This is a genomic window from Ensifer sp. R1-3 (assembly GCF_056739175.1).
Window position 1 is genome coordinate 2,412,281 of the sequence record NZ_CP096515.1, and the last position, 13,011, is coordinate 2,425,291.

14 protein-coding genes are annotated in these 13,011 nt (G+C 62.1%); 6 read left to right on the plus strand and 8 right to left on the minus strand.

The genetic code is table 11. From position 1 onward, the window contains the following. The first annotated feature begins 87 nt into the window (after nucleotides 1-87). Complete coding sequence (gene hpf, locus M1D43_RS11600) at nucleotides 88-660, plus strand: ribosome hibernation-promoting factor, HPF/YfiA family (protein WP_003527725.1); 573 nt, start codon at nucleotides 88-90, stop codon at nucleotides 658-660. A 174-nt stretch (nucleotides 661-834) separates the two neighbouring features. After that, nucleotides 835-1,299: a PTS IIA-like nitrogen regulatory protein PtsN gene (ptsN, locus tag M1D43_RS11605; protein ID WP_003527726.1), complete on the plus strand. Its 465-nt coding sequence runs from the start codon at nucleotides 835-837 to the stop codon at nucleotides 1,297-1,299. Nucleotides 1,300-1,637: 338 nt separating this feature from the next. On the opposite strand, the gene grpE is transcribed toward ptsN, so the two are convergent. Then, nucleotides 1,638-2,264 carry a nucleotide exchange factor GrpE gene (gene grpE / locus M1D43_RS11610; RefSeq protein WP_003527728.1) on the minus strand — a complete coding sequence of 209 codons (627 nt, stop codon included), beginning with the start codon at nucleotides 2,262-2,264 and terminating at the stop codon, nucleotides 1,638-1,640. A gap of 158 nt (nucleotides 2,265-2,422) precedes the next feature. After that, nucleotides 2,423-3,502, minus strand: coding sequence for a heat-inducible transcriptional repressor HrcA (gene hrcA / locus M1D43_RS11615; protein WP_003527730.1), 1,080 nt, complete (start codon nucleotides 3,500-3,502; stop codon nucleotides 2,423-2,425). A 257-nt stretch (nucleotides 3,503-3,759) separates the two neighbouring features. On the opposite strand from hrcA, the gene rph reads away from it, so the two are divergent. The 4 genes from rph (at nucleotide 3,760) to hemW (ending at nucleotide 6,992) form a co-directional block, all read left to right on the plus strand. Continuing rightward, nucleotides 3,760-4,479 (plus strand): ribonuclease PH, encoded by a 720-nt coding sequence (rph, locus tag M1D43_RS11620; protein WP_003527732.1) that lies wholly within the window; start codon nucleotides 3,760-3,762, stop codon nucleotides 4,477-4,479. A 231-nt stretch (nucleotides 4,480-4,710) separates the two neighbouring features. Then, the gene (locus M1D43_RS11625) at nucleotides 4,711-5,124 is read left to right on the plus strand and encodes a VOC family protein (protein ID WP_003527734.1); all 414 of its coding nucleotides are present in this window, start codon (nucleotides 4,711-4,713) and stop codon (nucleotides 5,122-5,124) included. Between the two features lie 30 nt (nucleotides 5,125-5,154). Next, the gene (gene rdgB / locus M1D43_RS11630; RefSeq protein ID WP_003527736.1) at nucleotides 5,155-5,799 is read left to right on the plus strand and encodes an RdgB/HAM1 family non-canonical purine NTP pyrophosphatase; all 645 of its coding nucleotides are present in this window, start codon (nucleotides 5,155-5,157) and stop codon (nucleotides 5,797-5,799) included. 11 nt (nucleotides 5,800-5,810) lie between these two features. After that, nucleotides 5,811-6,992 carry a radical SAM family heme chaperone HemW gene (gene hemW, locus M1D43_RS11635; RefSeq protein ID WP_003527738.1) on the plus strand — a complete coding sequence of 394 codons (1,182 nt, stop codon included), beginning with the start codon at nucleotides 5,811-5,813 and terminating at the stop codon, nucleotides 6,990-6,992. 16 nt (nucleotides 6,993-7,008) lie between these two features. Here hemW and M1D43_RS11640 read toward each other — a convergent pair whose 3' ends face one another. The 6 genes from M1D43_RS11640 to rpsT form a co-directional block, all read right to left on the minus strand. After that, complete coding sequence (locus tag M1D43_RS11640) at nucleotides 7,009-7,875, minus strand: nuclear transport factor 2 family protein (RefSeq protein WP_153313588.1); 867 nt, start codon at nucleotides 7,873-7,875, stop codon at nucleotides 7,009-7,011. A 15-nt stretch (nucleotides 7,876-7,890) separates the two neighbouring features. Beyond that, nucleotides 7,891-8,373: an SRPBCC family protein gene (locus M1D43_RS11645; RefSeq protein WP_010968535.1), complete on the minus strand. Its 483-nt coding sequence runs from the start codon at nucleotides 8,371-8,373 to the stop codon at nucleotides 7,891-7,893. Between the two features lie 74 nt (nucleotides 8,374-8,447). Continuing rightward, complete coding sequence (locus M1D43_RS11650) at nucleotides 8,448-9,719, minus strand: RNA polymerase sigma factor (RefSeq protein ID WP_153313587.1); 1,272 nt, start codon at nucleotides 9,717-9,719, stop codon at nucleotides 8,448-8,450. Continuing rightward, the gene (locus tag M1D43_RS11655) at nucleotides 9,716-10,090 is read right to left on the minus strand and encodes a YciI family protein (RefSeq protein WP_003527752.1); all 375 of its coding nucleotides are present in this window, start codon (nucleotides 10,088-10,090) and stop codon (nucleotides 9,716-9,718) included. The genes M1D43_RS11650 and M1D43_RS11655 overlap by 4 nt, the downstream gene beginning before the upstream one ends. A gap of 123 nt (nucleotides 10,091-10,213) precedes the next feature. After that, a complete protein-coding gene (gene dnaA / locus M1D43_RS11660; protein WP_027989520.1) occupies nucleotides 10,214-11,827 on the minus strand; it encodes a chromosomal replication initiator protein DnaA in 1,614 nt (537 codons plus the stop codon). An 835-nt stretch (nucleotides 11,828-12,662) separates the two neighbouring features. After that, nucleotides 12,663-12,929 carry a 30S ribosomal protein S20 gene (gene rpsT, locus M1D43_RS11665; RefSeq protein WP_003527759.1) on the minus strand — a complete coding sequence of 89 codons (267 nt, stop codon included), beginning with the start codon at nucleotides 12,927-12,929 and terminating at the stop codon, nucleotides 12,663-12,665. Nucleotides 12,930-13,011: the final 82 nt, after the last annotated feature.

Genomic DNA, 13,011 nt, shown 5'->3' on the forward strand with positions numbered 1-13,011 from the left:
TCAGGACTCCGGTCGCTGAAGTGCTTGGATGACGGGAGCGCTTGGAATAGACTGGGCACGCAATTCACGAACAAGAGAGGAAACTCCATGAGTGTGCGTGTATCCGGTAAACATATGGAAATCGGCGATTCGTTTCGCGTCCGCATCGGCGAGCAGATCGAGCAGGCCGTAACCAAATATTTCGACGGAGGATATTCGAGCCAGGTCACTGTGGAAAAGTCAGGGTCGCGATTCAGCGCCGACTGCAAGCTTCATCTCGATACGGGCGTGGTATTGCAGGCAAACGGCCAGGCGAACGAACCACAGTCAGCCTTCGACGCGGCTTCGGAGCGCATCGAGAAGCGGCTCCGGCGCTACAAACGCAAGCTCAAGGACCATCACAACGGCAACGGGCAGAATTCCACCGAGGTGGCCTATCGAGTGATGGACTCGGTGCCCTTCGAGGACGAGGAAGTTCCCGACGATTATGCACCGACGATCGTTGCCGAAACTACGAAACAGTTGAGAACAATGTCCGTCGCCAACGCCGTTATGGCCTTGGACATGACGGATGAACCGGTGCTGATGTTCCGCAGCCCCGGCAAGGATGACCTGAACATCGTCTATCGGCGCAACGATGGGAATATTGGCTGGATCGACGCCGCCAATATCAAGGCATGAGTGGGGATGGGGGAAGCCAGCCGGACTGGCGTCCCCCGTCTTTCCGATCAGCGGGACGGCGGAAAGGCTCGACTTTTCTGTGCATTCGAACCGCCAAGACAAAGATGGGTAGAGCCATCACGGCGCATTTGTGATGAGATTGCCAGGCTCTAACCGGCGAACGAGGATAAAAGAATGGCATTGGCAGGCTTGCTGCATCAAAATGCGATCATCCCGGCCATGAGGGCCAACTCGAAGAAGCAACTCCTTCAGGAATTGGCGGCAAAAGCATCGAAGCTCACCGGTCTGCCGGAGCGGGAGATTTTCGACGTCATCCTGCAGCGAGAACGACTCGGCTCGACCGGTGTGGGCAACGGCATCGCCATCCCGCACGGCAAGCTCAGCAATCTTCCGTCGATCGTCGGCATCTTTGCGCGGCTCGATGCGCCGGTCGATTTCGAGGCATTGGACGACCAGCCGGTCGACCTCGTCTTTCTGCTGCTTGCACCGGAAGGTGCCGGCGCCGACCACCTGAAGGCGCTCTCGCGCATCGCGCGCGTGCTGCGCGACCATGACATGGTGTCGCGTATCCGAGCGAGCGACTCGGCAAGCGCGATCTACACGCTGCTTAGCGACGACACGACCTCGCACGCTGCCTGAATATCTTCTGCCTGCCGCCTACCGGAGCCGGTTGGAAGAGCATGCGGCAATTCGAACAACGCCGAAGGGCCGCGCACCTTGCAGAGTGCGCGGCCCTTCGCAAATCGCATTCATGCGCCGTCAGATCACGATGTTTCTAGGGCGGGTCGACCTACTGCATGTTTCCTTTAATCGTATCCGATTAAAGGACAAAAACATGCAGCAGATCAAAGTGTTACAGCGACCTTTGCGCGTCTGATAAGACGCGCGGCGCTGTAAAAACATGAACGTGATCGATTCCAAGAAGTTGAGACGCGGGATGCGGGCGGAAAACCGCACACACCTTTCCTCATCCCGCTCTAAGCAGCAGGCGTCTCGCTTTCAGAGGTGGCTGCTTTCGGGCCGCCCTTGGCAACGCCGACCATCGCCGGGCGCAGGACGCGCTCGCCGATCGTGTATCCCGCCTGGACCACCTGGACGACCGTGTTGTTCGGAACCTCGGTGTTCGGGACCTCGAACATGGCCTGGTGGAAATTCGGATCGAACTTCTGGCCGGTGGGGTCCAACTGCTTCACGCCGTGACGCTCGAGCGCCGCAAGCATCGACCGCTCGGTCATTTCCACGCCCTCGATGAGTGCTTTCAGGCCGGCATCGCCCGCCTCCCTGGCGTCGGCCGGAATCGCATCCAGCGCGCGGCGCAGGTTATCGGAGACCGCCAGCATGTCGCGCGCGAAGCCCGCGACGGAATAGGACTTCGCGTCCTTGACATCACGTTCGGTGCGCCGGCGCAGATTGTCCATCTCCGCAGCAAGGCGAAGATATTTGTCGCGCAGTTCCGCACTCTCGGCCCTGGCAAGCTCAAGCGGATCCGGCGCGGTCGTGGAAGCATCCGCCTCCGGCTTTTCCGCGGCTTGCGGCTCAGCGGCTGTTTCGAATTCTTCAGGCGCCGCGGCCTCGGGTCCGTTCTTGTTCGTTTCGTCGGTCATGACGTTCTCCGAATTTCTGTCTTTTGCTGTGTTCGGCATCATCAAACCAGCGGAAGTCGCTTTGCTTGAACGTACTGTTGCCTGGATTTGAAGCCCGATATCGATGTTTGGGCCCAAAAAATCAAGGGTCGATTGCTTCATCGATCAAAAGGATTCGCTCAGCGCGACAGCCGCGACATGAGCTGGGCGGTGTAATCGACCATGGGAACGATGCGGGAATAGTTGAGCCGGGTCGGCCCGATTACACCGACCGCGCCGACGATGCGGTCGTCGCTGTCGCGGTAGGGAGCGACGATCAGCGAGGAACCGGAAAGCGAAAACAGCTTGTTTTCGGAACCGATGAAGATGCGCACGCCCGGGCCGCTCTCGGCGAGGTTGAGGATCTCGATCAGGCTGTCCTTCTTTTCGAGGTCATCGAAGAGCATACGCAGCCGCTCGATGTCGTCCGTCCCTTCCAATCCTTCGAGCAGATTGGCGCGGCCCCTGACGATCAGCCGCGCCGGCTGGCCGTCGCCCTCGCTTCCGGACCAGATCGCCAGCCCACGCTCGACCAGGTCCTGCGAGAGCGCGTCGAGCTCGCCGCGCACCGTCTCCTTGACCTTTTCCAGTTGCGTCCGCAATTCGGGAATCGTCTGACCGGCAAGGTGAGCGTTGACGAAGTTCGCCGCTTCGGTGAGCTGGGCGCTGGTGATCCCGGCGGGCAGCTCGATGATGCGGTTCTCCACCTGATCGTGCTCGCCGACGAGCACCGCCAGCGCCTTGGTCGGCGCCAGCCGGATAAACTCGACATGCTTGAGGACGGGATCGCTCTTGGTGGTGATTACGAGACCTGCGCCGCGCGACATGCCGGACAGCATCTGGCTCGCCTCGGTAAGAAGGTTTTCGACCGACCTGTCCCGATTTCCCGGGTGAACCTGCCTTTCGATCGAGGCGCGTTCCTCCGGCGAGAGATTGCCCACCTGCATGAAGGCGTCCACGAAGAAGCGCAGGCCCAGCTGCGTCGGAAGCCGGCCGGCGCTGACATGGGGGGAATAGATCAGGCCCAGATCCTCGAGATCGCTCATCACGTTGCGAACCGAGGCCGGCGACAGCGACACCGGCAACAGCCGCGAGAGATTGCGCGAGCCCAGCGGCTCCCCGCTTTCCAGATAGCTCTCGACAATGCGGCGGAAGATCTCGCCGGAGCGCTCGTCCAGCGCCGATGCGATCCCCTTCGTTCCAGGGTTGCGCAGTACCATGTCACTCCGTGATCAGTATTCTGTGTCCGGAAAGAATATAGTGATCCGCGCGGGGAATGGCAAAAGGGAAAAATCACTGCGAAGCTTCGACATCAAGCGGTTCCCTTTGCCTACGCCATGATCTAGAAGGCTCACGAAAGCGCCGCGCGTCTTCAGACGCGCAAAGGCCGCTGGAGCACTTTGAATTCTGCATGTTCTTGTCCTTGAACCGAACAGGACCCAAGGAAGCATGCAGTCGGGATCGACAGGAGTTGACGATGCGGCCATCCGGTAGAAAAACCGACCAAATGCGCAAGGTCTCGTTCGAGCGCAGTTTCTCCAAGCATGCGGAAGGATCCTGCCTGGTACGCTTCGGCGACACGCATGTTCTGTGCACCGCGAGCCTGGAGGAAAAAGTTCCGGCTTGGCTGCGCAACGGCGGCAAAGGCTGGATCACCGCGGAATATGGCATGCTGCCGCGGGCGACCGGCGAGCGCATGAGGCGCGAGGCGGCGACCGGCAAGCAGAGCGGCCGCACGCAGGAGATCCAGAGGCTGATCGGGCGGTCGCTCAGAGCCGTCGTCGATCTTCCGGCGCTCGGCGAACGTCAGATCTCGATCGACTGCGACGTGATTCAGGCCGACGGCGGCACGCGCACCGCGTCGATCACCGGCGCCTGGATCGCCCTCCACGACTGTTTGAAGTGGATGGAAGCGCGCAACATGGTCAAGCTGGAGAAGGTCTTGAAAGATCATGTGGCCGCCATTTCCTGCGGCATCTTCGCCAATCAGCCGGTTATCGACCTCGATTATCTGGAAGACTCGGCTGCGGAGACGGATGCCAATTTCGTGATGACGGGCAGCGGCGGCCTGGTCGAGATCCAGGGAACGGCGGAAGGCAAGCCCTTCAGCGAAGAAGAATTCGCAAGCCTGATGCTGCTCGCCAAGAACGGCATTGCCGAACTCGTCGAAATGCAGAAGCAGGCGATAGCAGGCTAGATCACGATGTTTTTAGGTCGACCTAAAACATGAACGTGATCGGAACCAAGAAGTTGAGAAGCGGGATGCGGGCGGAAAAGCGCGCGCACTTTTCCTCATCCCGCTCTAGACCGCTCTCTGCTTCACTGAAGCAGTGAGATGATCTAACGCTTCGACAATACGCACTTCCGGACGGAACACCGTCACGGCTTTTCCGGAAGTGCTCTGGATCACTTGAGAGGAACAGGTCCGGTGCCGACATTCGAAGGCATTCTGGAGACCGCGCTTTACGCGGACGATCTCGACCAGGCGGAGGCCTTCTACGGAACGGTCCTCGGCCTTGAAAGGATCACGCGCGCCGGCAGCCGCCATGTCTTCTTCCGCTGCGGCGAAGGCGTGCTCCTGATCTTCAATCCGGCGGAGACGGTGAAGCCGCCTGCACCGGGCGCACTTCCCGTGCCTCCGCACGGGACGAAGGGCAACGGGCACATGTGCTTCCGGGTCGCCGCCGAGGCGCTCGACGGCTGGAAGGCGAAACTGGAGGCAGCCGGGGTCGAGATCGAGGCGGATATCCGCTGGCCGAACGGCGCCCGCTCCTTCTATTTCCGCGATCCGGCCGGCAACAGCCTGGAATGCGCGGAAGCGGGCCTCTGGGCCAAGGATTGATTTCGGTAATACCTGAACGGAACGGAATAGATGCGCAGACTGATCGACAAGACGCTCGTCGTCGCGAGCCATAATGCCGGCAAGATCCGTGAGATCCGCGATCTCATCGGGCCGCTCGGCTTCGAAGCGAAATCGGCAGCCGATCTCAATTTCGTCGAGCCGGATGAGACCGGCACGACCTTCGAGGAGAACGCGACCATCAAGGCGCTCGCCTCGGCCAAGGCCTCGGGACTGCCGGCGCTCTCGGACGATTCCGGTCTTGCCGTCGACGCGCTCGGCGGCGCCCCCGGCGTCTACACGGCCAACTGGGCCGAACGTGAGGACGGCAGCCGCGACTTCCGGATGGCCATGGAGAAGGTCGAAGAGGCGCTCCGCGCCAAGGGTGCGGCGAAGCCCGAAAGCCGTACCGCACGCTTCGTGTCCGTTCTCTGCCTTGCCTGGCCGGACGGGCATGTCGAGCTCTTTCGCGGCGAGGTCGAGGGTTATGTCGTCTGGCCGCCGCGCGGAACCAGTGGCTTCGGCTACGATCCGGTCTTCCAACCGAAGGGCTACGACACCACATTCGGCGAAATGAGTGCGGAGGAGAAGCATGGCTGGAAGCCGGGCGATTCCGAGGCCCTGTCGCACCGCGCCCGCGCATTCAAGCTGTTCGCCGAAACCTGTCTCGGCGCCTGAGTAGGAAGACAATGCAGATAGCCCCGCTTTCAGCGATCGGTGACGGCATGGACCCCGGTTTCGGGGTCTATGTGCACTGGCCCTTCTGCGCGGCGAAATGCCCCTATTGCGACTTCAATAGCCATGTGCGCCATCAGCCGGTGGATCAGCCTCGCTTCGTCGCCGCATTCCTGAAGGAAATGGCCGCGGTGCGCGCGCTTTCCGGTCCGAGAACCGTCACCAGCATTTTCATGGGCGGGGGTACCCCGTCGCTGATGGACCCTCGGACGGTGGAGGCGATCCTCGACGGCATTGCCCGGCATTGGCACGTGCCTGATGGCATCGAGATCACCATGGAGGCGAACCCGTCCAGCGTCGAGGCAACGCGCTTCCGCGGCTATCGGGCGGCCGGCGTCAACCGCGTCTCGCTCGGCGTACAGGCTCTCAACGACCGTGACCTCAAATTTCTCGGGCGGCTGCACGATGTCGAGAATGCGCTGAAGGCGATACGGCTCGCGCGCGAGATCTTTCCGCGCATGTCCTTCGACCTTATCTATGCGCGGCCGAACCAGACGGTCGAGGAATGGGAGCGGGAGCTGAAGGAGGCGGTTTCCTACGCCGTCGATCATCTGTCGCTCTACCAGCTTACCATCGAGGAAGGGACGCCCTTCTACGGCCTGCACAAGGCAGGGAAACTCGTCGTTCCGGATGGCGAGCAGTCGGCGGTTCTCTACGAGGCCACGCAGGAGATCACCGCTGATATCGGCATGCCGGCCTATGAGGTCTCCAATCATGCCCGGCCGGGGGCCGAGAGCCGGCACAACCTCACCTATTGGCGCTACGGCGACTATGCGGGCATCGGCCCCGGCGCCCACGGGCGGCTGGCGATCGGATCAGGCAAGATCGCGACCGCAACCGAGCGCAACCCGGAGGCATGGCTGCAACGCGTCGAAGAGTGCGGCGAAGGCCTGGTCGAGCGGGAACTGCTCGATTTCGAGGCGCAGGCCGATGAGCTTTTGCTGATGGGGTTGAGGCTGCGCGAAGGCGTCGATCTCGCCCGCTGGCAGACCCTCTCGGGCCGCGATCCGGATCCGGCCCGGGAAGAATTCCTGATCGAGCATGGTTTCATCGAACGGATCGGCAATTCGCGGCTGCGCTGCACGCCCGCCGGAATGCTGATCCTCGACGCCGTGGTGGCCGACCTCGCCTGCTGATCGCGGGCCGAGCGGCTCAGCCGCCTTCCTTCACCGGTGCAACGATCCCCCAGGTAACTCCAAAGGGATCCCGGAGCTGGCCGTAATGGTCGCCCCAGAATGCGATCTCCAGCTGCATCGTCACCTCTGCGCCGGCCTCCACCGCCCGATTCCACCAGAAATCAGCGTCATCGACGACGAGGTGCAGCACGAAGCCCTCCGGCGGCTTCCAGGGATGGCCGAATTCCGGGAAAGGATCGTTCAGCATCAATGCGCCGCCATTGATCGTCAGGTGGCAGTGGATGAGGCGCTTTCCATCCTGGGCATGTTTGCGGTCCTCCTCCTTGGCGCCGAAAGCGCGGACATAGAAGGCCGCCGCCGCATCTGCATCCTCCACGTTGAGATAGGCGATGACGCCGGGCATGGGCGGGCGCGACGGCGCTTGCCAGTCGACCTCGGACCGGGGATCGAGATCGATCGCCGCCTTGAAGCTTCCGTCCATGTAGAAGGGGACGGATTCGTGCTGATGGGCGATTTTCCATCCCCTGTCGGTGCGTGTCAGGCCCAAGGTCAGGCGATACCAGAGCGCCGCCTTCTGGCCATCGTGCTTCTCGCCGGAAAGATGCGTCAGCGCAGTGGCGAAGGCGACGTCGCCGCTCACCGAAACGTCGAGCTCCTCGAGGGTGAAGCCGAGCGGCCCTTTCCACGTGGAAAACCACTGCTCAAGGCCGCCGGCATCTGCGTCGGAAGCCTTGAGGGGGGGCGCCAGCGAAAAGACGAGGCAATCTTCCGTGCCGTGGGCGAGGACGCGGGCGGCATCCTTCCGGCGCAGCGCCTCCGCCCAGTCCCCGATTACCTCCTCGATCTCCGCAACGGCCGCATTCCTGCTCTCGGTAATGGTCATGACCCGGTCCTCCTCTCAGAGTTTCGCAACGAGCGTCGCAAGCTGATCGGCGCATTGGCCCCAGCCCTCGTGGAAGCCCATCTTCTCATGGGCATCGCGGTCCTCGACGCTCCAATGGAGCGCGCGGGCCGTATAGCGGGTCTTGCCGCCCTCGTTCTCGAAGGTCATGACCGCCGTCATGAACGGCTTCTCGGACGGCTTCCAGGCTTCCGTAAAGGCATCGGTGACGACGATCTTCTCGTTCGGCACGACTTCCAGATAGACGCCCTGATTAGGATAGAGTTCGCCCTCGGGCGAGCGCATGACAAAGCGGTTGGTGCCGCCCGCCCTGACGTCGAGCTCCGCTTCCGTGATCGTCCACGGCAGAGGGGCGAACCACTGCTTCAGAAGCTCGGCTTCCGTGAAGGCCCGGTAGACCTTCTCGCGCGGGGCATCGATCAGCCGGGTCAGAACCAGTTCGCGTTCGCCGCCGGAATTGGTGTCGGTCGCTGCAGTCATCTTCGGATTCCTCCATGTTGGTTCATTCCAAGGACGAAGGAGGATGCCGCCTGCCGACAGGGGCCAGAAAAAATTTATCGCTTTTCTTCTTCCGCGACCGTCGCCGGCTCGGCCGCGAGGTGATCGAGCTGCATGCGGATATAGGCCGCTTCGGACGCGTTGGTGGCCAGTGCGATCGCCCGGTCGAAGGCGATGCGCGCCTCGCATGCCCGGCCGAGCTGCTTCAAAAGGCCGCCGCGCAGGCCGTGATAGTAGAAGTAGCCGGAAAGCCTCTCCCCAAGGGGCTCCACCATCGCCAGTGCAGCCTCCGGCCCCTCGCGTTTCGAGACCGCGACCGCGCGATTGAGCGTGACGACCGGCGAGGGCTGCAGGCGCTCGAGCGCCTGGTAGAGGAGGTCGATCTCCTCCCAATCCGTCTGCTCCGGACGTTCGGCGCGAGCATGCAGGGCCGCGATTGCTGCCTGTATCTGGTAGGGACCGGGGCGGCGATGGCGCATTGCTTTGTCGATCATCGCCAGCGCCTCGGTGATCATCGGCCGGCTCCAGAGCCGCCGATCCTGATCTTCGAGCAGGACGACGGCACCATTGGCATCGAAGCGCGCACGGGCGCGCGAATGCTGGAGCAGCAGAAGCGCCGTCAGCCCCATCATTTCCGGCTCGGCGGGAAACAGCCGCAGCAGCAGGCGCGACAGGCGGATCGCCTCGTCGCAAAGATCGGCGGAGACGCCCTCGGGGCCGTTCATCGCCGAATAGCCCTCGTTGAAGACAAGGTAGATCATCGTCGCGACCGCAGCGAGCCGCTCGGCGCGATCGACGGCATCGGGTGTCTCGAACGGGATGCCGGCGGCTGCGACGCGGGCCTTGGCGCGGGTGATGCGCTGCTCCATCGCCGCTTCGCTGACGAGAAAAGCACGGGCGATCTGCCTGACGGAGAGCCCCGATACGATGCGCAGTGCAAGCGCGATCTGCTGGGTTGCCGGAAGCGCCGGGTTGCTGCAGACGAAGAGCAGCCGCAGGATGTCGTCGCGGTAATGCGCCCCGTCGAGGCGATCGGCGAGTTCACTCTCCCGGTCGTCGAGATCGGAGAGCAGTTCCTCCGGCGGCAGTGCCGTCTCGCGCGACTGCCGCCGCACCTTGTCGATGCCGCTGTTGCGGCCGACGAAGATGAGCCAGGCGGCGGGATCGCGCGGCGGACCGGTGCGGGGCCAGTTTTTCAGCGCCCGGATACAGGCCTCCTGGAACGCCTCCTCCGCCAGATCGAGATTGCGAAAGTAACGCAGCAGCGCACCCATTGCCTGCGGCCGCGCGGAAACAAGAGCAAGATCGATCCAGCCTGTGTCGGTCATGAGGGCAGCTCACCGGGTTTATAAAGCGCGAGCGGCCGGACCTCGTAGGAGCCCGTGCTCGGATTGGCGTTACTCAGATCGCGCGCGAAGTCGAGCGCCTCATCCAGCGAGGCGCAATCGATCAGATAGAAGCCGAGCAACTGTTCCTTGGTCTCGGCGAAGGGGCCGTCCATGACGATCGTCTCGCCGGCGCTGTGGCGCAGCGTCGCCGCCGCCGTCGTCGGCACCAGGCGCGCGACGGGCCCCAGCTTGCCCGCTTCGACATATTTGCGTTGGACGGCGCTCAGATCACGCATGACCCTCTCGTCCTCCTCCTTGCTCCAGGCACTGGTGACGCTTTCATCGTTGTAGCAAAGCACGGCGTAAAGCATTGAAAATCTCCGCTCTGGTCTGAAGACGAATGGCGCTATTGATAGCCGACAAGCGGGGCGAAAAAAACGCTCAACAAAAAAGCCCGGCGGACCGGGCTTTCGTAACTTCGGGCTTTCCTGCCTCTATTCGTTGATCAGTCGCTTCAAAAGCTCGATCTCGTGGCTGAGCTTGGTGTCGGCAGAAATCAGTTCCTCGATCTTGCGCACAGCATGGAGCACGGTCGTGTGGTCGCGCCCGCCGAAGCGGCGGCCGATCTCGGGGAAGGAGCGCGGGGTCAGTGTCTTCGACAGATACATGGCGATCTGGCGCGGCTTGACGATGACGCGGGTGCGGCGGTTGGAGACCAGCTCCTGACGCGAGACATTGTAATGCTTGGCGACGACGCGCTGGATATCTTCGATGCGGACGCGGCGCGGTTCCCCGGCATTGACGAGATGGCCGAGCAGTTCGTCGACCCGCTCGATCGAAAGCTGCGGCTCGAAGGAGCGGCGGAAGAGAAGCTGATTGAAGGCGCCCTCGAGTTCGCGGCCGCTGGCTGTCACGTTGCGGGCGACATGGCTCAGTATCTCGAGCGGAATCTCGAGCGAGGCATCGTCCTGGCGCGCCGCTTCGAGACGACGCTTCAGCATTTCGAGGCGCATCTCGTAGTCCGGCCCTTCCATCTCGATCGCCACGCCGCCTTGCAGGCGCGAGCGAACGCGGCTGTCGAGCGATTCCAGCTCCCAGGGTGCACGGTCCGCGGCGACGACCACCTGCTTGGCGGAGTCGAGCAGCATGTTCAACAGATGGCAGAACTCGTGCTGGATCGACTTGCCCTGCAGGAACTGCATGTCGTCGATAATGAGAAGGTCGATGTTGCGAAGCGATTCCTTCAGCGACAGCGCGTCATTGTCGCGGATCGCCGTTGCGAAACGCCACATGAAATATTCGGCCGTCAGATAGACGACGCGTGGCGCGCGCGCACTCTGGAGGGCCGCGAGAGCGATCGCCTGCAGAAGATGCGTCTTGCCGAGACCAACGCTCGAATGGATGAAAAGCGGATTGAAGCGCACGGCGCCGGCGCCGGCCTCGGCAATCGTACGCGCTGCCGCGAGCGCGACCCGGTTCGACGAGCCCTCTACGAAACTATCGAAACCGTAGCGCTGATCGAGCGGCGAGCCGAAAAGCGGCGCCTGGACGGGTCTCGCCGGAGCTGCCGCAACCGCAGCGGCGGCAATTGCCACGGTGGGGGCCGCCGAACGGCGGGAGGGAGAGACGACCGCCGCTTCGGCAGCCGCGGCAACGCTCTCTTCAGGAGCCGTCGGGCGATGACCGCGGGTCGCGGTGCGCACGAGGATCTCCACCTTCAGTATCTCGCTGTCCTCCTGCTGGACGAGCGTGGTGATCAGATCGAGATAGCGATTATTGATCCAGGACTTCAGAAAAGTCGTCGGGACCGAGAGGCGCACGACGCTTTTCGACACTGAATGGAGCTTGAGGCGTCCAAACCAACTTGCGAAGACATCCGGACCGACCTGGGCTTTCAAGCGCGCACTTACCCGCTCAAACAGTGCGTCATGCCGCATGTCGTGTTTTTCCCCCGCCGCCTGAGACTGATTGCTTCCGGCCTGAAAACCTCCAGGTGCCGTCGCCAAATTCATCCGCATCTTGCCGCCTTCCAATTTCATTATTCCGATGCCGTCATTTCTGGCGGCCTCATCTTTTATGCCCGCCCGCCACGGCCGCTCAAAAGCCATGCCGCGTCAGCCGGACGCTCTGATACGCACCGAACCGGGCTCCTCATATCCCGTCACGGCACGCTGCGCTCATTCGCTTGCCTTCGCCTCAAGCAAATGTCCCCTCGCACTTCGCCTTACCGATTCTGCACGGCTCTTTTCAAGCCGACCGGAACCGCTTTTCCTCGTTGCCGGCTGACCGCACCCTCGTACGTAGCGGACAGCCCGAGCCTCCTTCTTCCTGCTCCAACGCATTCACAAGGCTAAGCCCTGCCGGCAACCACAAGACGAAACGTCCTCGCTCCGGTGCGAAGGCTCGCCCGGTTTTATCGTCTCGACTTGTTTGATTGATCGACGTGGAATTAACCCCGCCACAGGCGACGGAAAGCCCAAAGTCACCCCGATTGGAATGACCCTTAAACTTCCTCGTACAGATGTAATCTGTGTCCCCTGTGGAAGGCATTTAGGCAGGATCGCCCGGCAAGATCAATCGCGTTTTTTACCCGCCCGTAAGCGTCGACAGTTGACTCTCGTGCCGGGTTTTGCATCCCGCTCCCCGAGTCCGGCGAGAATCCCTGTTGAATCAAGGGTTTTGTTTTTTGCGTTCTTGCTTAGCTGGCGAAAAAGAAAAAAAATAAAAAATGGCTTGACTCACTTCGGACTCAATCCGCCCGCCCCGCCAGACCACATTTTTGCCGCAACCTCTCATAAGTCACTGAAAAGCTTGCAATTTTTTTGTCACGGGATTGACACGAGCGTGGCAAGGTCAATCGCGCAGGCCGTTGGCGGCGGCACGAATCGGAAAAGCCCGGCGAAAACGCCGGGCACTTCATCAACAGCTTTTTTCTTAGCCGGGTTAGGCCGAAAGGCTCTTCACGCGCTGCGCCAGGCGCGAGACCTTACGCGATGCCGTGTTGGAATGCATTACGCCCTTCGTGGCGGCGCGCATCAGCTCCGGCTGTGCCGCCTTCAGGGCGGCGGCTGCGAGTGCCTGATCGCCGGAAGCGATCGCCTCTTCGACCTTGCGGACGAAGCTGCGGATGCGCGAACGACGGGCCTTGTTCACTGCGGTACGGCGTGCGATCTTGCGGGTCGCCTTTTTCGCCGAAGTTGTATTGGCCATTGATGCCTCTCTTCGAAAACTGACATGGACTCCGCCTCGCCGTGCCGGGTCACTGCGACCTGTCATACAAGCAATTCGGGAG

What these genes read in the sequence shown, in the direction of transcription:
- M1D43_RS11645 (WP_010968535.1), bottom strand. Translation starts at nt 8,373, where the DNA reads ATGACTGCAGCGACCGACACCAATTCCGGCGGCGAACGCGAACTGGTT.
- hemW (WP_003527738.1), top strand. Translation starts at nt 5,811, where the DNA reads ATGCAGATAGCCCCGCTTTCAGCGATCGGTGACGGCATGGACCCCGGT.
- M1D43_RS11640 (WP_153313588.1), bottom strand. Translation starts at nt 7,875, where the DNA reads ATGACCATTACCGAGAGCAGGAATGCGGCCGTTGCGGAGATCGAGGAG.
- grpE (WP_003527728.1), bottom strand. Translation starts at nt 2,264, where the DNA reads ATGACCGACGAAACGAACAAGAACGGACCCGAGGCCGCGGCGCCTGAA.
- dnaA (WP_027989520.1), bottom strand. Translation starts at nt 11,827, where the DNA reads ATGGCTTTTGAGCGGCCGTGGCGGGCGGGCATAAAAGATGAGGCCGCC.
- rdgB (WP_003527736.1), top strand. Translation starts at nt 5,155, where the DNA reads ATGCGCAGACTGATCGACAAGACGCTCGTCGTCGCGAGCCATAATGCC.
- hrcA (WP_003527730.1), bottom strand. Translation starts at nt 3,502, where the DNA reads ATGGTACTGCGCAACCCTGGAACGAAGGGGATCGCATCGGCGCTGGAC.
- ptsN (WP_003527726.1), top strand. Translation starts at nt 835, where the DNA reads ATGGCATTGGCAGGCTTGCTGCATCAAAATGCGATCATCCCGGCCATG.
- rpsT (WP_003527759.1), bottom strand. Translation starts at nt 12,929, where the DNA reads ATGGCCAATACAACTTCGGCGAAAAAGGCGACCCGCAAGATCGCACGC.
- rph (WP_003527732.1), top strand. Translation starts at nt 3,760, where the DNA reads ATGCGGCCATCCGGTAGAAAAACCGACCAAATGCGCAAGGTCTCGTTC.
- M1D43_RS11650 (WP_153313587.1), bottom strand. Translation starts at nt 9,719, where the DNA reads ATGACCGACACAGGCTGGATCGATCTTGCTCTTGTTTCCGCGCGGCCG.
- M1D43_RS11655 (WP_003527752.1), bottom strand. Translation starts at nt 10,090, where the DNA reads ATGCTTTACGCCGTGCTTTGCTACAACGATGAAAGCGTCACCAGTGCC.
- hpf (WP_003527725.1), top strand. Translation starts at nt 88, where the DNA reads ATGAGTGTGCGTGTATCCGGTAAACATATGGAAATCGGCGATTCGTTT.